The sequence below is a fragment of the Virgibacillus sp. JSM 102003 genome (assembly GCF_041949995.1).
GTDB lineage: Bacteria > Bacillota > Bacilli > Bacillales > Amphibacillaceae > Lentibacillus.
Window position 1 is genome coordinate 1 of sequence record NZ_JBHFQH010000027.1, and the last position, 20511, is coordinate 20511.

Sequence of the window (20511 nt, forward strand, 5' to 3'; positions counted from 1 at the left end):
GCTAGTAAACGTCTTTGACATGGACGTTAAGGGTGTCATGAAGAGCCGTATGCCTTAATTGGGCACGTACGGATCTGTGAGGGGTAAGGGGCACAATCCCAAAGGAGAGGCCCCGCCTACTCGACTATTTGCCATTTCTGTCTCCAATTTGATTGAATTTCTGCTAATAACGGAACGAGGATCCGTCTCACCCTTCAGAGAGCATATTTTCTACTATTTAACGGAATGAGGATCCACATCGGCTGTTTATCGGATCCTCATTCTGAGTGGTAATACTTTATCCCCTCTTATTGAATAATTCTGCCAGTCTAAGTACAAACAAACCCTAATCCCATAAAACCTTTTAAAAAATGAAAACACTCATTTATCAAAATAGATAAATCCGTACATAAGTGTTCCACTATTAAAAAGCATAATAGATTAGTACTAATGCGACAAGCAGGGTAATTAATGCGATACTTTGAAAACGTGTAAACTTATAGAAACGCTGACTAACTTTTGATGAAGGAAGTGGCTTTTTTTTCCATTCTTCAAGATGATCACTATGTGTTGACATTACACTGCGAAACCTTCTGAAGCCGAATGTAACCCCATCAAAGAACCCGCCTTTAGTTGTATACATTGCTAAAAATATAACAAGATAAATCAGTGAAAAATAAAATGTCATGTTAATGATGTGAACCAATGAAAAGGCTGGTGCCCTTAAATAAACCATAATAAGAATTATACTTATATTGAGAATCAGGATGAACCAATTTTTTCTGTACATTTATCTATTCCACCTTCAAAAAGAAAATAATATTGAGTATATCATAGTTTAAAATAGTTGAATTGTAATAAAGCTGTAAAATATTTAAGAGCTGATATTGATTGATAGGCAACCGATACAGAGAGACCCGTTTTAATTTTCACAAAAAAGTCTTTACAAACTTGTAAGAAAAATTGTATAATTCTATTTAGTAGATGAAATCTGCTAAAAAGTCAGAAAAATTAATATTATCAAGGGGGTAATTTTCAACATGAAGTTGAAGAAGGTATGGTTTTTAGCACTAGCTTTAATGCTAGGTCTCTTCCTCGCAGCTTGTTCCGGTGGAGATGACGGAGGCGATACGTCGTCAGAAGGCGGAGATGACACAAGCACTGAGGAAGGCAGTGGAGAAGAAACAGGTGAAGAAGAAGCTTCAGAGCCTGAACAGGTATTAAATCTTATAAATGGTGATACTATTCCATCAATGGACGCTTCTATGGTTACTGATGAATATGGTATCCAATTCTTGGGTGCGACAATGGAAGGGCTTTATCGTCTGAAAGATGGCGAAGTTGTACCTGGTATTGCTACAGATCACAAAGTAAGTGAAGATGGTTTAACTTGGACATTCACACTTCGTGAAGACGCAAAATGGTCAAATGGTGACCCTGTAACAGCGCATGACTTTGTTTACTCTTGGCAGCGTGCTGTAAATCCTGATACTGGATCAGAATATGGTCCATATATGATGGGTGGCGTTATCAAAAATGCAACAGCTGTTAATAAAGGTGATGTACCGGTTAAAGAGTTAGGTGTAAAAGCAATTGATGACTACACATTTGAAGTTACACTTGAAAATCCAATACCTTACTTTGAATCATTAACTACATTCGCAACATACTATCCGTTAAATCAGAAATTTGTTGAAGCGCAAGGTGATAAGTATGCTACAAGCACTGACACACTTGTTTTCAACGGACCATATACATTGGATAACTGGGAAAGCACAAGCAGTTCTTGGGAGCTTAACAAAAACCCGAACTACTGGGATGCTGAAACAGTAAAACTTGAAAAAATGACTTATGAAGTAGTAAAAGATCCACAAACAGCGGTAGACCTTTATGAATCCGGTGAAATTGACCGTGCTGGTTTATCTTCTGACCTTGTAGATCAATATTCTACTCATGAGGACTATCGTGTAGTACCTGAAACATCATTATTCTATCTAAAACTTAACCAAACAAAAAGCGAAGCGCTTGCAAATGTCAATGTTCGTAAAGCAATAAGTAAAGCATTTGACAAAGAAGCATTGGTTAACGAAATTCTTAATAATGGTTCACTTGTATCAACAGGTTTTGTTCCAAAAGACTTCGTACAAACTCCAAGTGGTGAAGATTTCCGTGAAGCAAATGGCGATCTTGTAACTTACGATAAAGAGGAAGCGAAGAAACTTTGGGAAAAAGGTCTTGAAGAGATTGGTAAAGATTCTGTTACACTAGAATTCCTTGCAGGTGATAGTGAAACAGCGAAAACAATGAATGAATATCTTGCTAATCAGCTTGAAACGAATCTTCCAGGACTAACAATTGAATTGAAACAGGTTCCATTCGAACAACGTCTTGATTTGGATACGAACATGGATTACCAAATTCAGTTCTCTGGTTGGGGTCCAGACTATCTTGATCCATATACATTCTTAAACCTATGGATTACTGATGGTGGAAACAACAAAATGGGATTCTCAAACAAAAAGTATGATAAGTTACTAGAAGAGACTGCAACAACGTTAGCACAGGATCCTGAAGCTCGTTACGCAAACTTCCTTGAAGCTGAAAAAATTCTTGCTGAACAAGCGGCTGTAGCACCTATCTATCAAAGTGCAATGGCTCAGCTAGTTCGTCCTAAAGTCCAGGATGTTTACGTAAATGCGTTTGGACCTACTTACGAGTACAAGTGGGCAAGTGTAGGAGCGACAGAATAAAAATTATTTAATAAAATATGCTATAATTTGAAAGGGAAGAGAGTATATGACCTTATGGCATATGCTCTCTTTTGCCCTTTTCACAAAAAAGTCATATAATATTGAATATTTTTTAAACAGCAGGAATAAACAGAAATTCAGGAGGTGCAGAAATGCTTCGTTATATATTAAAGCGTGTTTTTTACATGGCAATTACTTTATTTATTATTGCCACCGTTTCGTTTTTTCTTATGAAAATGCTTCCAGGAAGTCCATTGTCAGTTGAGAACAAATTAAGTGAAGCACAGCAGGCAGTTGTTTTGGAAAAATACGGATTGAATGACCCCATTCCTGTTCAATACGTGAAATACATAGCAGGTCTTGTACAGGGTGATTTAGGTATATCCTTCCAGTTTGATAATACCCCAGTAACGGACATCATAATGGATCGTATCGGTCCTTCTATGGTACTCGGTGCACAGGCCCTCGTTTTTGGGACAATCCTAGGAATATTATTTGGGCTAGTTGCAGCAATTTCCCATAATGGTATTCTCGATTACGGCTCCACTATCATTGCTGTATTGGGTACTTCTATTCCTTCCTTTATATTTGCAGGGTTATTACAGTGGTATTTAGCTGTAAAATTTGAATGGTTCCCTGTAGCATTGTGGGGGACATATGAACATACCATATTACCTACAATTGCATTGCTGATTTTCCCAATGGCGATAGCAGCTCGTTTTACAAGAACGGAAATGCTTGAAGTACTTGGTTCTGATTTTATTACGACTGCCAGAGCTAAAGGTGTAACTGAATTTGGGATTATTTTCAAACATGGTCTAAGAAATGCTCTTATTCCACTAGTTACAGTTGTAGGACCAATGGCTGTCGGCTTAATGACAGGAACACTGGTTATTGAACAGATTTTTGCCGTTCCGGGAATTGGTGAACAATTCGTTACATCTGTCATGGTAGTGGACTACCCTACCATTATGGGTCTGACGCTTTTCTTTGCGTTCTTATTTGTGGCAATAATCTTGATAATCGATCTTCTATATGTATTAATCGACCCAAGAATCCGACTGACGGGAGGGGAAAGTTAAATGACACAAGAAAACGAGCATAAAGACGTACCTAAAGAACTTTTAGTTCCCCTCGAACGGAAAGAGGATACAAGTGAAAAAATTTCTGGTCAATCCAGATCATTTATGCAGGATGCTAGAAGGACCTTTTTTAAGAATAAATTTGCTGTTATTAGTATGATCCTGCTGGTTATTATCGTTCTCTTGAGTATTATCGGACCATATTTCAACGAATATAAAATGGATGGTCAGGATCTTTCAAGGGCAAAAATGCCACCGCGTGTACCTGTTCTTGAAAACATTTCCTGGCTTGGTTTAAACGGTACATTAACAAGTGAATTCGACGGTGATACGGTTGAAGAAGCAACCAAGAATGCCGTTATGCGTTATGATAACAAGGAAGATTTCATTGATATTAAAGTATTGGCTGAGGGAGATGGTTCAAAGGACTCAGCAGAAGTAGAGGCTACTTATCATATCTATGAAGCTAAGGAAATGACAGATCAATATTATTGGTTAGGGACCGATACACTCGGGCGTGACCAATGGACAAGGATATGGCTGGGGACAAGAGTTTCTCTTATCATTGCTTTAGTTGCTGCACTAATTGATCTGGTGATAGGTGTGGCTTATGGCGGTATCTCCGGTTACTACGGCGGAAGAATTGATAGTATTATGCAACGTATAATTGAAATTCTCGTCGGTATTCCTAACCTAGTTGTCATCCTGCTGATGATAATTGTGCTGCAGCCAGGCATAATTTCAATTATCATAGCCCTTACGATAACCGGATGGATAGGTATGGCACGTATTGTAAGGGGTGAAATTCTGAAGTTGAAAAACGAGGAATTTGTGCTTGCCGCAAGGACACTGGGCCAATCAGGTGGAAATACTATTCGGAAACATTTATTACCAAATGTTGCTGGGATTATTATTATTAATACAATGTTCACCATCCCGAATGCGATATTCTTCGAAGCATTTTTAAGCTTTATTGGGCTTGGAATTGTTCCACCGGAGGCTTCGCTTGGTGCATTAATTAATTCGGGATTTGATGTCTTTAGACTTTATCCTTACATGGTATTCTATCCAGCTGTCTTGATTTCTATAATCATGATTGCATTCAACTTGATTGGTGACGGACTTCGCGATGCGTTTGATCCGAAAATGCATAAATAAAAAGGTAGGTGTCTTTGAGTGAGTAAATTATTGGAAGTAAAAGATTTAAGCGTATCATTTAACACCTACAGTGGTGAAGTTCAAGCTGTTCGAGGTGTGAGCTTTGATGTGGAAAAAGGGGAAACCCTAGCTATTGTTGGCGAATCAGGTTCAGGGAAATCTGTTACCACAAAAGCTCTTATGCAGTTGCTTCCGAAGCCACAGGGTCAAATAAAATCAGGACAGATTTTATTTGAAGGAAATGATATTGCTAATTATTCAAATAAACAAATGCAAAAAATTCGTGGGAAAGATATGTCCATGGTATTTCAGGATCCTATGACCTCTTTAAATCCAACTATGAAAGTTGGGAATCAAATTATGGAGGGTCTTATTAAACACCGGAATATGAAGCGTGGAGAAGCAAAACAAAAAGCGATAGATCTTTTAGAACAAGTTGGAATTCCCCACCCAATGCTAAGGTTAAATCAGTACCCGCACCAATTTTCCGGTGGGATGCGTCAGCGTGCAGTAGTAGCAATTGCGCTTGCCTGTAACCCAAAATTACTTATTGCAGACGAACCAACTACAGCGCTTGATGTTACTATTCAGGCACAAATTCTTGATCTTATGAAGGACATTCAGCGGGAAACAGATAGTGCGATTGTATTCATCACGCATGATTTAGGTGTTGTTGCTAATGTCGCAGACCGGGTTGCGGTTATGTACGCTGGTAAAATAGTCGAAATTGGGAAAGTGGATGAGATATTCTATAATCCAAAGCATCCTTATACTTGGGGTCTTCTGGGCTCAATGCCAACACTTGATAGTGAAGAAGAAGAGCTATTCACAATTCCGGGAAGTCCTCCGGACATGTTGAATCCGCCTAAAGGGGATGCATTTGCACCAAGAAATCAATTTGCATTAGAAATCGACACGAAGATGGAACCACCAATGTTCAAGGTCTCTGATTCGCATTATGCTGCAAGCTGGCTGTTGCATAAAGACGCACCGAACATGGAACCACCTGATTCCGTCAAACGAAGAATGCAAGGATTTGCTTCGACAGACGATAAGGATGGTGAAAAGTAATGGAAAACGAAAAGCTACTTGAAGTTAAAAACTTACAAAAATACTTTAAAGCCGGACGTAATAACACCATCAAAGCGGTGAATGATATAACGTTTGATATTTATAAAGGTGAGACGTTTGGACTTGTAGGTGAATCTGGTTGTGGTAAATCAACAACAGGCCGGACAATTATTCGTTTATATGAAGCTACCGGTGGAGAAGTTAAATTTAAGAATGAAAGTGTTCATGGGAAAAAGTCCAAAGAGGATATGCTTAAATTTAACCGCAAAATGCAGATGATCTTCCAGGATCCATCATCTTCATTGAATCCAAGAATGACAGTTATGGATATCATTGCAGAAGGTATTGACATTCATAATCTGGCAAAAAATGAAGCTGAGCGTAAGGAACGTGTCGAATCATTACTGGAAACAGTTGGATTGAATAAAGAGCATGCAACTCGATTCCCGCATGAATTCAGTGGTGGACAAAGACAGCGTATTGGAATTGCCAGAGCTCTTGCGGTTGAGCCCGAATTCATTATAGCTGATGAGCCTATTTCAGCTCTTGATGTGTCAATTCAGGCACAGGTTGTAAACTTGCTTAAAAAGTTGCAGCGTGAGCATAACCTTACATTCCTATTTATTGCACACGATCTTTCAATGGTGAAATACATCAGTGATCGAACGGGTGTTATGTATTATGGTAATATGGTGGAACTGGCAGATAGTGATGAGTTGTACAGGAACCCGCTTCACCCATATACAAGATCACTGTTATCAGCGATTCCACTACCAGATCCAGAATATGAACGAGGTCGAAAAAGGTTCTCGTATGACCCTGCAGATTATGAAACAGATGAAGAACCTCAGTTCAGGGAAGTGAAACCGGACCACTGGGTGCGCTGTACTGAGAAAGAGTTTCAGCAGTACCAGGAGCAATTAAAAAATAAATAAGCAAGAAAAACCCCTGCTGAATTAACAGCAGGGGTTAGTTTTTGGTGCAGATAAGAAAGTATAAATATTTTCTTACTGCATAGTTGCAACTAAGACTTGGCAATAAGCCAAGTTTTATAAGAGATGCTGATATTATACTTGAAAGGGGAAACAAAACAGTTGGATTGTAATGTTATTAAAATAGCTCCTTTAGTGAAATAAGGAAGAATTCTGCAAATACTCTTCTATTATTTTATTTGTCTCTAAGATTAGGGGGACTGGATATATAGCAATCTATTATTTAGCGGGCGAGAGTCCACATAAAACAACCCTTGCTTAATACAACAAAGGTTTTATTATAAACTGATTACAATGAAGTCTATCATTCTATATAAACAAGCAATTTTCATATAAATATGTAACAAAAATAGTATTATGAAATAAATCTATTATAATTGTAATAAAAATTCGGTAGTTTGGTAATCCTTGTAATAGACTCTTAAAAGTCTTGTAACTGCATTGCCTATCAAGCTGTGATACTATGGGCAATGTCAGAAATTAAAGGAGGGACTACCTATGAAGAAATTAGTAGCATCAATCGCTACGGGTGTCATTATTGCTGGCGCGACATTAACCACTGCTTCTGCGGCAGAATACAAAGTAGAAAAAGGAGATAACCTCTGGGATATCGCAGAGAAATATAATACTACCGTAGATGAATTAGTTGAATCAAATGAACTTAAAACAACAGTAATTCAACCAAAGCAAAAGCTGTTTATAAATGAGACATATATGGTAGAGCAAGGTGATACATTAACCGGAATAAGTGAAGAATACGATGTATCCGTAAAGAATCTGAAGGAATGGAATAAACTAGATTCAGATTTAATTGTTATTGGACAAGAACTTGAAATTAAAGGTGTTAATGTAGCGCAGGATGAATCAGCTACAGCAACAGCATCAAATGAAGGTTCATCAAATGAATCTTCTTCAAATGAAACTGCAAAATCTAGTAAACAGGAAAAGTCATCACAAGACAATCCAGAGGGTAAAACAATATCAGTAAGTGCGACAGCATATACTGCTGATTGTGCTGGATGCTCTGGGGTTACTTCTACTGGGGTTGACTTGAATGCAAACCCAAATGCCAAAGTAATTGCCGTTGATCCGAACGTAATCCCGCTTGGATCAGAAGTATATGTTGAAGGTTATGGTTATGCAACTGCTGCTGATATCGGTGGCGCAATTAAAGGTAATAAAATTGATATTCATGTTCCAACAAAAGACCAAGCATATGACTGGGGCGTTCGCACAGTTGATGTAACAATAATTAAATAGAAGACATAAGATAAGGAAAGCATCTTTTAGTAGATGTTTTCCTTTTTTATTTTGCAATTAAACATTAGTTAACAATTAGTGTATCTTCATTCTGTTCGTCCACGACATTGTTTGTATCCCCAGTAGTTTGGGTATAACCAATTATACCGAAACTTAATATTAATATCATAAATAGTACAATTAATAATTTTTTCATAATTTATACCTCACTTTGATAATCTACTTAATATTATAGTAAAATAATGATATATATACCATAGTAATTTGTTACAAAATATTAGTAAAATGTTACAAATATGAAATATAATTGGGAAGCAGGGAGTTATATGTTAAAAAAAAGAAGTACGGCTGATCTTTTAATACTCTTGTCGACGATACTGTTCATAGTTTCCTTATTCTTTCCATGGGTAAGTTTAGCCTTTACCGATAGTGCTAATGGATTCGCCCACCGTGGTTATATTATTCTTATTTTGTTTATTTACCCTATTTTTACTGTATATGCTAAAAAAACTCCGGGATTATTAGGATTAGCGGGGTCATTAGCTGCTGCGGTATTTTTGCTTTATTACATTGTACAAGTTTCACAGCATTACATGGGGGAAAACGTCAGTAAAGCTGAATTTGGTCTTTATTTAGGGTTTGTGTCATCTATAGTTTTAGTTATTGGGGTTCTTCTTAAAATAAAAGATGAAAAGCGTAAAACGTATGAATCAAATGGAATTGTTAAATAATACTTGCGATGTGTTAAACTATATTTATTGATTATTGTTTACATACTTTAAGGAGGAAATAGCGAATGACAAGTAAAGTATTACATTCATTCTTGGAAGAAAACATTTCAGACCTAAAAGAACGTGGTCTTTATAATGAAATTGACCCTGTTCAGGGAGCAAATGGACCAACAATTACTATAAATGGAAAAGATCTAATAAATCTTTCATCAAATAATTACCTTGGACTTGCAACAGATGAGCGTTTGAAAGAAGTTGCAAAAAATGCAGTCGACTCACACGGAGTTGGTGCAGGTGCTGTTCGTACAATTAATGGGACCTTGGATTTGCACATAAAACTTGAGGAGAAGCTTGCAGAATTTAAAGGGACAGAAGCTGTTATTTCTTTTCAATCCGGTTTTAACTGTAACATGGCTGCTATTTCAGCAGTGATGGATAAAAATGATGCAATACTTTCGGATGAGTTAAACCATGCATCCATTATCGACGGATGTCGTTTGTCTAAGGCAAAAATTATCCGTGTAAATCACTCAGATATGGAAGATTTAAGAAATAAGGCTAAAGAAGCAGTTGAGTCTGGCCAATACAATAAAGTAATGGTTATAACAGATGGTGTATTCTCTATGGATGGAGATATTGCCAAGTTGCCAGAAATTGTTGATATAGCTGAAGAGTTTGATTTAATTACATATGTTGACGATGCACATGGTTCAGGTGTGTTAGGCAAAGGTGCTGGAACAGTTAAGCATTTTGGCTTACAGGACAAAGTTGATTTTCAGATGGGAACGTTATCTAAAGCCATTGGTGTTATAGGTGGATATGTAGCTGGGAAGGCCGAATTAATTGACTGGCTGAAAGTACGTTCACGTCCGTTCCTATTTTCAACAGCAGTTTCGCCAGCAGATGCAGCGGCAAGCACGAAAGCAGTTGATCTGCTCATCGAATCCACAGACCTTAATGAAAAGCTGTGGGAGAACAGCGATTACTTAAAAGAAGGTTTAAGGAATTTAGGGTTTGATATTGGTAATAGCGAGACTCCTATTACGCCTTGTGTCATCGGTGATGAGAATGACACACAGAAATTCAGTAAACGACTGAATGAAGAAGGTGTATATGCAAAGGCAATTGTTTTCCCTACAGTTCCAAGAGGAGCAGGGCGAGTCCGTAACATGCCAACTGCAGCACACACTAAAGAAATGTTGGATAATGCAATAGAAATTTATAAAAAAGTCGGTAAAGAAATGGGTCTCATCTAAAAAAGGATGAGATCTTTATCTGAAGGAATTGCTGGGGGTAAATAAATATGAAAAAGATACTAGTTACAGGTGCTTCTGGCCAGATTGGTTCAGAGCTTGTGACAACACTACGTGAAAATTATGGGGCGTCAAATGTAATCGGATCAGATATTCGAAAGAGAGAAGATGAAGAGGGTCCGTTTGAAACAATAGATGTTACCGATGCAGACAGTTTATTTGAAACAGCGAAAAAGCATAATGTAGACACAATTATGCATCTGGCAGCCTTACTGTCAGCAAAAGCAGAGTCAATTCCTCAAACAGCTTGGAATCTTAATATGGGTGGCCTGATGAACGCACTCGAAGTAGCTCGGGAACTTAATCTGCAATTCTTTACGCCAAGCTCAATTGGTGCATTTGGTCCACTGACCCCAAAATTGAGGACACCACAAGACACAATCATGCGTCCAACAACAATGTATGGGGTCAATAAAGTTGCCGGAGAACTGCTTTGCGACTATTACTTTCACCGCTTTGGCGTTGATACCCGTGGAGTCCGTTATCCAGGATTAATTTCCTATAAGACACCTCCCGGTGGTGGAACAACTGATTATGCAGTAGAAATTTATTATGAAGCAATCAAGAATAAGAAGTACACATCATACATAGCTGAAAATACATATATGGACATGATGTACATGCCAGACGCGTTAAATGCAATTATCCAGTTAATGGAAGCAGACTCTGACAAACTTGTACATCGTAATGCGTTTAACATTTCCTCTATATCGGCAGCACCAGAGGATTTTGCAAAAGAAATTCAAAAACATATCCCTGAATTTGAATTAAATTATGATGTTGATCCTGTTCGTCAGAGAATTGCTGAAAGCTGGCCAGATAGTATTGACTCCTCAAACGCAGCGGAAGAATGGGGATTTAAGGCAGAATATGATATTACCAGGATGACAAAGGACATGATTGAAAAGATAAGTTTGAAATAATAAGCAGCAAAACTCGAGCGACGCGCAGTGAAACTCGAACGACAAGCAGTGAAACTCGATCGACAAGCAGCGGAACTCGAGCGACAGGCAGCGGAACTCGAGCGACAAGCAGCGGAACTCGAGCGACAAGCAGCGGAACTCGAGCGACGCGCAGCAAAACTCGAGCGACAAGCAGCGAAACTTGCGCAACAAAAAGAGACTGGATTTGAAATAATCAAATCCAGTCTCTTCTTTAATTAGCTAGGAAATTATATAATGGAGTACTGTGGATAACTGAACTACAGTATGAGCCACGTCCAGCTTCAGCGCCTAGTGGACTTCCCTCGCCGTGTCTACGATAAGTCAATATCGAAACGCTACGCTCTTCGTATTTTCCTTTATCTCACGGAAAAAGGAAGGTCGACTAAGATCGCCGCTTTGCGCGGCAACGTCGACCCACCTGCAGCGCTGAGCGCAGTCCATACGGTGCTGAACAGGCACTTGCGCTTTTGTTCTTAAGCATACATTTCGGCAATTTTTTGCTGCAGTTTTTGATCGGAAATGTATTCATCATAGCTCATTTCTTTATCGATTACTCCATTAGGTGTAATTTCAATCAAGCGATTGGCAATACTCTCGATAAATTGATGGTCATGTGACGTAAATAAAATAGATCCTTTAAATTTAACCAAGCCATTATTCAAGGCAGTAATGGATTCTAAATCCAAGTGGTTGGTCGGTTCATCTAGGATCAATACGTTGGCACTGCTTAACATCATTTTGCTCAGCATGCAACGTACTTTCTCGCCACCGGATAAGACGCTTGCTTTTTTCAATGCCTCTTCACCTGAGAACAGCATACGACCAAGGAATCCGCGCAAGAATGTTTCTGTTTCATCTTCTGGTGAATATTGACGCAGCCATTCGACCAGAGGCAAGTCATTGTTTTCAAAGTAGGCACTATTATCTTTAGGGAAGTAGGATTGTGATGTCGTTACCCCCCACTTAAATGTTCCTGCATCTGGTTCCATCTCACCCATAAGAATCTTGAAAAGTGTTGTCTTTGCAATGTCATTTTTACCGACGAAGGCAATTTTGTCATCTTTATTCATCGTAAAGCTGAGATTGTCCAATACTTTTGTATCGCCGATCGTTTTTGTTAACCCTTCTACACGTAATAAATCATTACCAATTTCACGTCCAGGCGTGAATGAAATGTAAGGATATTTACGTGACGATGGTTTGATATCATCCAACGTGATGCTATCCAGAAGTTTCTTTCGTGATGTTGCCTGTTTTGATTTAGATGCATTCGCACTAAATCTCGCGACAAATGCTTGCAATTCCTTTATCTTTTCTTCTTTTTTCTTATTTGACTCCTGTGCCATTTTTGTAGCTAGCTGACTGGATTCGTACCAGAAATCATAGTTTCCGATGTAAATTTCAATTTTTCCATAGTCAACATCAGCAATGTGTGTGCATACTTTATTTAAAAAGTGGCGGTCATGAGACACCACAATTACTGTGTTTTCAAAGTTAATCAGAAATTCTTCCAGCCACTGGATTGCTTGGATATCCAGGCCGTTTGTAGGTTCATCCAATAATAAAATATCCGGGTTCCCAAAAAGTGCTTGTGCAAGCAATACTTTTATCTTCTGATCAGCAGCCAGATCTGCCATTTTCATCGAGTGCAACGACTCATGAAGGCCAAGTCCTTTTAATAAGACTGCTGCATCAGATTCTGCTTCCCAACCGTTCATTTCAGCAAACTCGCCTTCAAGCTCAGCAGCGCGCATACCGTCTTCTTCAGTAAAATCTGCTTTCATATAAATAGCGTCTTTTTCCTGTTTAACGTTATATAATTGTTCATGCCCCATTAGAACGGTATCAAGAACATTATATTCTTCATACGCAAAATGATCCTGTTTTAAGACAGTCATCCGTTCACCAGGAGATAAGGAAACATTACCTGATTGTGGCTCAACTTCACCTGACAATACTTTAAGGAAAGTGGACTTCCCTGCGCCATTGGCTCCAATTAGGCCATAGCAGTTCCCGGGAGTAAATTTCAAATTGACATCTTCAAATAACTTTTTATCACCATATTGTAAACTTACATTAGTAACATTAATCATGCTTTCAGCGTCCTCCATTAAATAGTAATCAACGTAAGCTTACGGGATTTGAGCAATTTCGTCAACGTAAACGTTCAAAAAAACTCACATTGGTAAATAAATTCTTATTTCCATTTTAGATTTTTTGGTTTATTTCTAAAATAATAAATTTTTACTATATATTTAAAAAAAGACTATATTTTTAATGAAATATATGTAACAATAAATTAATGACAAATATCACGTTTAAAAGGTACCATCAAGTAGTGGGTAACCTAACGGAGGGGAATTCTATGGGAGAGAAAACAATATATTTTCTCTTTACTGATACTGGAACATATTTATCGAAGCTAATTAATTACTTCACAAAACAGCCTTTAAATCATGTCTCCATTGCATTTGAACCTGACTTACAGGAAGTATACAGTTTCGGTCGAAAAAAGCCACGAAACCCTTTTATTGGCGGTTTTGTGAAAGAAGATATTCGCAGCGATTTTTTAAAGAATTCAGCATGTGCTGTGTATTCATACCAGCTGTCAGAAACCGATACGAAAAAAATTAAAGAAAAAATTGAAGAGATTGAGTTGCGGAAAAGTAACTATAAATACAATTTTCTAGGTTTAATTGGGGTCTTGCTGCAAGTTGAGATAAATCGGGAAGACGCGTTATTTTGTTCACAATTTGTTGCCACGGTTCTTCAGGATGTTGAATCACTGGAATTCAGGAAACCAACCTGTTTTACAACCCCAGCAGACATTCGGAATCATGAAGGTCTGGAATTAGTATATCAGGGAACACTAGGTTACTATCAGGAAAGTCAAAAGAACCTGATAGCAGAACAAAGGTTGATTAAAGAAGAAAGGCAATTAACAAAGCAATCATTTATTTTCTTACTATCTAAAAAAGTTAAACGATTAGTCATCAAATGAGGAGAACCTTACATTATATGTAGAGGTTCTTTTTGACAGTTAAGAAAGAATAACTACTTTCTTACTCATTAGTACAACGAAGACTTTCGCCATTGGGCTTGGCGATAAGCCAAGTTTTTTAATCGAAAGGGGATGTGTTTAATGGAAAGAAGCGGCAATTATCGATTATTGAAAATCAGGGAAATTTTATTGAACGAAACGGATGAATTTCATCAAATAGGTATAGACGAATTAAGTGAAAAAATTCGAGTAATGGCTGGAGATATATCATTTGATAAGCGGACAATAAGGCGTGATCTTGAGGCTCTTGATGATATGGATTTTGAAATTGTTCAAAATAGAGGTAAATTCGGAAAAATCCTGTTTAGCCATCAAGGAAGATTATTTGAAACATACCAGTTACGACTGATTATCGATGCCATATTATCGGCACGTTTTATAACAACCAATGAAAAAGAGAAATTAATTCAGAAAGTAAAGGAACTGACGAGTAAACATATCGCTAAAACTTTGCCGGAGCCGATTTTGTTTGACCAGTCAGCCAATATTGACTATGAACTGGTCAAGATTAATATTGATTGTGTCCACCGAGCAATTTCAGAAGGGAAGGTCCTTACCTATCAATATGGCAAATTCAACGTAAAAAAAGAATTCGAGTATCATCGTAATGGGGATATCTATCATGTAGAACCATATGCTTTGATTTGGCAGAGTGACTATTATTACCTAATAGGGCGGTTTCAGGATACAAATGAATTAAGGCACTATCGATTGGATCGTATCCGCCATATTGGGGTGAGTGAAACGCCCTTTACAAAAAGTGAATTCAATCTTCAGGAGTACGTAAATCAAAGCTTTCACATGTTTGCCGGAGAAGAAATGTGGATGAAAATACGCTTCCATAATAGTATGGTTAATGTTGTATTGGATCGTTTTGGACAAGAAGCGGATATTAAAGAAATAGACGAAGATCACTTTATGCTGACGACCAAGGTCAAGCTGTCGGATGGACTAATCAATTGGATCCTTACATGGGGAAACAAAGCGAAAGTTCTATCACCAGACCACCTTGTTGATAAAATGAAAGAAAAGATTAACCAAATGAGCGAGGTTTATAAGGATTAAAGATTGATTCTTATTGACTTTTCGGGAAGTTGCTGAAGACTGATTAATCGCCGGGAAGACTGAATCGGAGTCTTCCCTAACATTTCACCCGGCTATTCTCTTACTCTTCCGTTTCGATTCCTAGTGATCTATACGGAACTTTAATTTTAAATGCTAGATTGTTTGCTTCTAGGTCAATATGCTCGACACTAACCTGAAAATTACTTCTAATCTCCATATCTGTCACGGCAAGGTAAATCTCTTCATCTTTGGGATTAACGGTAACCCATTTTGGCATTGGTAAGTATTTTTTCATATACTCCATAATTTTTTGATTAGGAAGTTCAAGTAAACCAATTGAGATAGACTTCTGTTCTAAAATAACGTCACCATTTTCCTGAACAAAGGGTTCAAAGTGAACAGATAGTGGCACTGTTGACGAAAATACAGGAAGTTCTCCTATCAAATGGACATCTTCTTCCAACGACACTTTGTAATGATGGTTTGTACCTTTCAGAAGCTTATCGGTATATGCGTTAACTAACTCATTTAAGTTCTTTTTTGTTGTACGGACGACGAACTCAGAACTTTGCTGGGCATTATACTTATCATTGGTAGGTGTTTCTGTGCCGGAAACAGGCCAAAAAATAAGCGCTATGATACATATGAATATCACAACATTTAAACCTAGTAGAATTAAAAAAAATCGTTTCCATCTATTTTTTGGCTTTTTATGTTCCGCCAAATTACTCACCTCCTAGTCTGTTATGTGTTCCAATACACGTTTGGCAATTCGCTGATAGCCCTGATGGTTAGGGTGAAAGTTATCGTCTGCGAATAAATCTTTTTCTGTGTCCTTAAATAAATCAACGGTTGGTATATATGTCACATTGTCATATTGATCTGCAACATTCTTACCTGCGTTGTTCCAATTTTCAACAATCATACCAAGTTCTTCGAGGTCTTTAAAATATTTTTCAAAGGGGTTGTAGAAACCTAATAGATATATATCAGCGTCTGGGTTTAATTCTTTTATTCTTTCAAAAATATTTTTCAAACGTTCCTTATATGCCACCCGTTCCTGGGAAAAATCTTTTATCGTCAAGTCTGAAAAGTTTTCTTTGACGACTTGCATAATATCATTTGCACCTATGGTGATCAATACGATATCAGCTTCTTCAATCGATTGTACTATTTCTGGCTGTTCAAGTCGCTTTAATAGCTGGCTGGATCGATTCCCGCGTTTACCATAGTTCTCAAATGTTACCAATTGATTGTTTTTATTAATGGTATTATCAAGGATTCCAACGTACCCGCCATCTACAACTTTATCACCGACGCCTTGTGTTAATGAATCCCCAATGGCTGTAACATGTGCTTCTTTATTTGTGAAAAAGTCAATTGTACCTTGAAGAACATCGCTTATTATTTCCCCGAACTGCGTGACTGGTTCTTTTGTTTCTTTTTCTGGCTGACTGTTTTCTGTATCTTTTTCTTTATCTGACTTGGTTTCCTGCTGTGTCTCTTCCTGTGAATTATTATCTTTTGATTTATTTATTTTTGGTTCAGGCTGATTTAAAAACATAATAATAGCTAAACCTACAAGCAGTATACCCAAAATAATAAAAATGTATCTTCTTTTCACGAATCTCACACCTATACTGAAAATATTCTACCTATATATATTGAAATGATAATTTGTCTTAGTACATATCACGTTCATTACTATATATGTACCCGTTTTATTTGGCAAGTATCAGTAAATCATATTTCGATTGTATTACAATTTGCCTAATTAAAAATAATTCCCTGTACATCATATGTTTAAACGAAAAAAATTCGCCTTCATTAGAAGACGAATTTATTTTAACTTTCAGCGCCCAGCGATAAGTGGATTTCCTTCACCCCTTTACGATAAGAGATGAGGGATGCTCGACTATAACTACCACGTCCTGTGGGGCAACTAACGTTTACCGTGTTCCCTTTATCTCATATGGGAAATGGGAGATGACTAACACCGCCGCTTTGCGCTGCAACGCCGACCCACCCGAAGTGCTGAGCACAGTCCGTACATTGCTAAACGGGTGCTTGCGCTTTTGGGATAGCCGTTGCAGCTTGTTCTTTTTTAAATAAAATACAAAAATCCTCGATCATGGCACTTGCGGTAGGGAAGGACCCTGCACCTGGACCTGTGAACGTTAAGTCACCAACAATATCGCCTTTAATATGAACAGCGTTGTTTACGCCTTCAACAGCAAATAATGGATGTTCTTTTGAAACAGCTTCTGGTTCAACGCTCGCAGTGAGGTTCCCTGCAGCATCATAGCCTATCTTTGCAATATGCTTTAATCGTTTACCTTCCGTTTGTAATTCTTGAATGAATTCTTCTGTCGTATTACGTATGCCAACACGTTTAACATGCTCTATATCTGGTTGTTTTTCAAAAATAAGATCGCTAAGAATCATTAATTTATAAAATGCATCAAAGCCATCAATGTCATTTCCTGGATCTGCTTCGGCATAACCCCAGTTTTGCGCCTCATCTAATGCAGTAGAGAATGTTATATTCTTTTCCCGCATTGCTGATAGGATAAAATTCGTAGTACCATTTAAAATTGCTTGCACATATTGGATCTGATTTGCTTTTAACAGCTGTTGGATAGTCTGGATAATCGGTATGCCACCAGCTGTTGTTGCATCATATCCAATTTGAACATTATACTGAGAGGCAAGTCTTTTTAGTTCTTCCCCGTGAGTTGCAAACATTTCCTTATTAGAAGTGATGACATGTTTTTTTGATTGGATACATCTTTTTAGCAACGAAAAAGCTGGTTCTAATCCAACAATTGCTTCAAAGACAACATCGATTTCAGGGTTATTTAAAACAGTATTAACATCTGTTGAAACGTTTGTCTTGGCTGCAATTTTCTGATGTTTTTCAGGATGCTCAATAATAATTGTCGAAATGTTGATGGGGGCTCCGACTAGTTTTTCGAGCCGTTGCCGGTGAATGTGCAGTGTTTGATAGACACCACAGCCAACAGTTCCAAGCCCGATTAACGCAACATTTATCGGTTTCATCTCCTAAACCCTCCCTTAATTTAAATTACGAACCGCAGATCCCCCTATTTTTTATACTTAAGCTTCTACAAGCACACTTCCAGAGCCATTCCCTCGAATACGAACCGCTTCCTGGTAAATGTTTTTATCTGTAATAACAGAAATTCCGGCAGCTTTTGCGTGTTTCACTGTTTCATCTGTATTTTTTGGATTTTCAACCCAAAGAATTTTACCGTTCTTATTAATAAATTGCTCAATAGTTTCTGGTGCTAGCGTTTTGTCATAGGACAGAACGGCATCAATCTCAAGTGGCACATTATCTAACTTCTCATATGTTTGTTCATTTAATATTTCCTTTTCCGACGAACTAATCGGTACAATTTGGAATCCTAACTGCTGTAATTGTTTCGTACTTTTATAAAAAGAACTCGTTTGATCTTCCAGCCCGCTAACTGCAACTGCCTTTTGGCGAATACCACCGTCTTTACGGTCAAAAGGTGAAGATAAGAGCCATTTGACTGCATCTTCCTCTGTTGCCTGGAATGTTTTTGCTTCACCGGTAGCATTAGCAATTGCCTGGTCTAAATCAACTAATATATCATTGGTTGATTCAAGTCCAATAGAAAGTCTGACTAACTCTTTTGTAACACCACTTTTAACCAGGTCTTCTTCGCCTAATTGCTGGTGTGTAGTTGATGCTGGGTGGATGATTAACGACTTCGCATCACCGACATTGGCAACATGTGACCAGAGTGTAACACCGTCAATCAACTTCCTGCCTGCATCACGGCCACCCTTTATCCCAAACGTTATGATCGATCCATAGCCATTCTGTAAATATTTATTGGCTAATTCATGTGATGGATGATCTCGTAACCCAGGATAATTAACCCACTCGACTGCTGGGTGTTTCTGTAAATATGCTGCAACTTCTTCGGCGTTTTTGTTATGGCGCTCAACGCGTAAGTGCAATGTTTCCAGACCTTGTAAAAACAGGAATGCATTCTGCGGACTTAGGCAGGCGCCTATATCACGCAGCAGCTGTACGCGCAGTTTGGTTGCGAATGCTGCTGGCCCAATATCGACATAGCGAAGGCCGTTGTAACTCTCGTCAGGTTCAGTAAAGACTGGGAATTTACCATTTCCCCAATTGAACCTGCCACCATCAACGACAACGCCGCCAATAGTTGTACCATGACCGCCGATCCACTTAGTAGCTGAATGTACAACAATATCTGCTCCCCATGTCAGTGGCTTCGTATTGTAAGGAGTCGCAAATGTATTGTCAATGATTAATGGAACTCCGTTGTCATGGGCAATTCCTGCAATTTTTTCAACGTCCAGCACATTTAGACTTGGATTTGTAATAATCTCTCCGAAAATAGCTTTCGTTTTATCGGTAATTGCAGTACGAATACTCTCTGGATCGGTTCCATCAACAAATTTTACGTCGATTCCGTAACGAGGGAGCGTGTTAGCGAACAGATTATACGTTCCACCGTATAGGTTGCTGTCAGCAATAATCTCATCACCACTGCTTGCAAGATTCAAGATGGCCAATGTAATGGCGGACATTCCAGAGGAAGTTGCAACTGCGGCCACACCATCTTCCAGTAATGCGATTCGCTGTTCGAATGCATCAACTGTCGGATTCATGATTCGTGTATAAATATTACCTGGTTCTTGCAGTCCGAAAAGATTTTGTGCATGTTCGGTGTCCCGAAAAACGTAGGAAGTAGTTTGATAGATAGGTACCGCACGTGATCCGGTTGTTGGATCTGGTTCTTGACCTCCGTGAAGTAACTGTGTTTCCTGGTTGTGAAGATGAAAATTTGACATGATAAATTCCTCCTTTAGATTTTACTGTTTTCTGGAGGGAGAGGAGATAATAAAAAGCCCTCTTCCTAAGAAGAGGGCGTAATATGTAACGATCCTCCCCTTATCTTCCAGATCATGCTTGACCTGTAGGATTTAGCACCTTACTAAGCATTCGAAACGCTTTTAAGGTTGCCGGGTTTCACAGGGCCTATTCCCTCCACCACTCTCGATAAGAGATGTAACTTTAT

19 protein-coding genes and 1 riboswitch are annotated in these 20511 nt (G+C 38.2%); of the genes, 12 read left to right on the forward strand and 7 right to left on the reverse strand.

The genetic code is table 11. The features are described from left to right. Positions 1–403: 403 nt before the first annotated feature. Complete coding sequence (locus ACE1TG_RS19305) at positions 404–769, reverse strand: DUF3899 domain-containing protein (protein ID WP_375054031.1); 366 nt, start codon at positions 767–769, stop codon at positions 404–406. A gap of 250 nt (positions 770–1019) precedes the next feature. Here ACE1TG_RS19305 and ACE1TG_RS19310 point away from each other — a divergent pair, with 250 nt between their 5' ends. From ACE1TG_RS19310 to ACE1TG_RS19335, 6 genes are all read left to right on the forward strand, one after another. Continuing rightward, positions 1020–2729: a peptide ABC transporter substrate-binding protein gene (locus ACE1TG_RS19310; RefSeq protein WP_375054032.1), complete on the forward strand. Its 1710-nt coding sequence runs from the start codon at positions 1020–1022 to the stop codon at positions 2727–2729. Positions 2730–2881: 152 nt separating this feature from the next. Next, positions 2882–3811, forward strand: coding sequence for an oligopeptide ABC transporter permease (gene opp3b, locus ACE1TG_RS19315; RefSeq protein WP_375054033.1), 930 nt, complete (start codon positions 2882–2884; stop codon positions 3809–3811). Then, on the forward strand, positions 3812–4969 hold the full coding sequence (opp3C, locus tag ACE1TG_RS19320) for an oligopeptide ABC transporter permease (protein ID WP_375054034.1): 1158 nt from the start codon (positions 3812–3814) through the stop codon (positions 4967–4969). An 18-nt stretch (positions 4970–4987) separates the two neighbouring features. Then, entirely contained in the window at positions 4988–6040 is a 1053-nt protein-coding gene (locus ACE1TG_RS19325; protein WP_375054035.1) for an ABC transporter ATP-binding protein, read from the forward strand. Further along, positions 6040–6975 carry an ABC transporter ATP-binding protein gene (locus ACE1TG_RS19330; RefSeq protein ID WP_375054036.1) on the forward strand — a complete coding sequence of 312 codons (936 nt, stop codon included), beginning with the start codon at positions 6040–6042 and terminating at the stop codon, positions 6973–6975. Before ACE1TG_RS19325 ends, ACE1TG_RS19330 begins: the two co-directional genes overlap by 1 nt. 555 nt (positions 6976–7530) lie before the next feature. After that, the gene (locus tag ACE1TG_RS19335) at positions 7531–8292 is read left to right on the forward strand and encodes a 3D domain-containing protein (protein ID WP_375054037.1); all 762 of its coding nucleotides are present in this window, start codon (positions 7531–7533) and stop codon (positions 8290–8292) included. Positions 8293–8356: 64 nt separating this feature from the next. Here the strand turns inward: ACE1TG_RS19335 and ACE1TG_RS19340 are convergent, their stop codons facing one another. After that, positions 8357–8488, reverse strand: a complete 132-nt coding sequence (locus ACE1TG_RS19340; protein WP_375054038.1) for a hypothetical protein — start codon at positions 8486–8488, stop codon at positions 8357–8359. Positions 8489–8588: 100 nt separating this feature from the next. Here ACE1TG_RS19340 and ACE1TG_RS19345 point away from each other — a divergent pair, with 100 nt between their 5' ends. The 4 genes from ACE1TG_RS19345 (at position 8589) to ACE1TG_RS19360 (ending at position 11499) form a co-directional block, all read left to right on the forward strand. Next, complete coding sequence (locus tag ACE1TG_RS19345) at positions 8589–9023, forward strand: hypothetical protein (RefSeq protein ID WP_375054039.1); 435 nt, start codon at positions 8589–8591, stop codon at positions 9021–9023. 65 nt (positions 9024–9088) lie between these two features. Next, positions 9089–10279 (forward strand): glycine C-acetyltransferase, encoded by a 1191-nt coding sequence (locus ACE1TG_RS19350; protein ID WP_375054040.1) that lies wholly within the window; start codon positions 9089–9091, stop codon positions 10277–10279. A gap of 47 nt (positions 10280–10326) precedes the next feature. Beyond that, positions 10327–11259 (forward strand): L-threonine 3-dehydrogenase, encoded by a 933-nt coding sequence (locus ACE1TG_RS19355; protein ID WP_375054041.1) that lies wholly within the window; start codon positions 10327–10329, stop codon positions 11257–11259. 27 nt (positions 11260–11286) lie between these two features. After that, on the forward strand, positions 11287–11499 hold the full coding sequence (locus ACE1TG_RS19360; RefSeq protein ID WP_375054042.1) for a hypothetical protein: 213 nt from the start codon (positions 11287–11289) through the stop codon (positions 11497–11499). A gap of 254 nt (positions 11500–11753) precedes the next feature. Here the strand turns inward: ACE1TG_RS19360 and ACE1TG_RS19365 are convergent, their stop codons facing one another. Beyond that, on the reverse strand, positions 11754–13373 hold the full coding sequence (locus ACE1TG_RS19365) for an ABC-F family ATP-binding cassette domain-containing protein (protein WP_375054043.1): 1620 nt from the start codon (positions 13371–13373) through the stop codon (positions 11754–11756). Between the two features lie 272 nt (positions 13374–13645). Here ACE1TG_RS19365 and ACE1TG_RS19370 point away from each other — a divergent pair, with 272 nt between their 5' ends. Together ACE1TG_RS19370 and ACE1TG_RS19375 are read left to right on the forward strand one after the other, a co-directional pair. Next, positions 13646–14281 (forward strand): hypothetical protein, encoded by a 636-nt coding sequence (locus ACE1TG_RS19370; RefSeq protein ID WP_375054044.1) that lies wholly within the window; start codon positions 13646–13648, stop codon positions 14279–14281. A gap of 141 nt (positions 14282–14422) precedes the next feature. Next, complete coding sequence (locus ACE1TG_RS19375) at positions 14423–15406, forward strand: helix-turn-helix transcriptional regulator (protein ID WP_375054045.1); 984 nt, start codon at positions 14423–14425, stop codon at positions 15404–15406. Positions 15407–15506: 100 nt separating this feature from the next. Here ACE1TG_RS19375 and ACE1TG_RS19380 read toward each other — a convergent pair whose 3' ends face one another. The 4 genes from ACE1TG_RS19380 to ACE1TG_RS19395 form a co-directional block, all read right to left on the reverse strand. Then, positions 15507–16139 carry a YpmS family protein gene (locus ACE1TG_RS19380; RefSeq protein ID WP_375054046.1) on the reverse strand — a complete coding sequence of 211 codons (633 nt, stop codon included), beginning with the start codon at positions 16137–16139 and terminating at the stop codon, positions 15507–15509. 3 nt (positions 16140–16142) lie between these two features. Next, positions 16143–17030, reverse strand: coding sequence for an SGNH/GDSL hydrolase family protein (locus ACE1TG_RS19385; RefSeq protein ID WP_375054047.1), 888 nt, complete (start codon positions 17028–17030; stop codon positions 16143–16145). A gap of 431 nt (positions 17031–17461) precedes the next feature. After that, on the reverse strand, positions 17462–18466 hold the full coding sequence (locus ACE1TG_RS19390; protein WP_375054048.1) for a homoserine dehydrogenase: 1005 nt from the start codon (positions 18464–18466) through the stop codon (positions 17462–17464). 57 nt (positions 18467–18523) lie between these two features. Then, positions 18524–20284: a PLP-dependent aspartate aminotransferase family protein gene (locus tag ACE1TG_RS19395; protein ID WP_375054049.1), complete on the reverse strand. Its 1761-nt coding sequence runs from the start codon at positions 20282–20284 to the stop codon at positions 18524–18526. 97 nt (positions 20285–20381) lie between these two features. Continuing rightward, positions 20382–20499, reverse strand: a riboswitch (SAM riboswitch). Between the last annotated feature and the right edge of the window lie 12 nt (positions 20500–20511).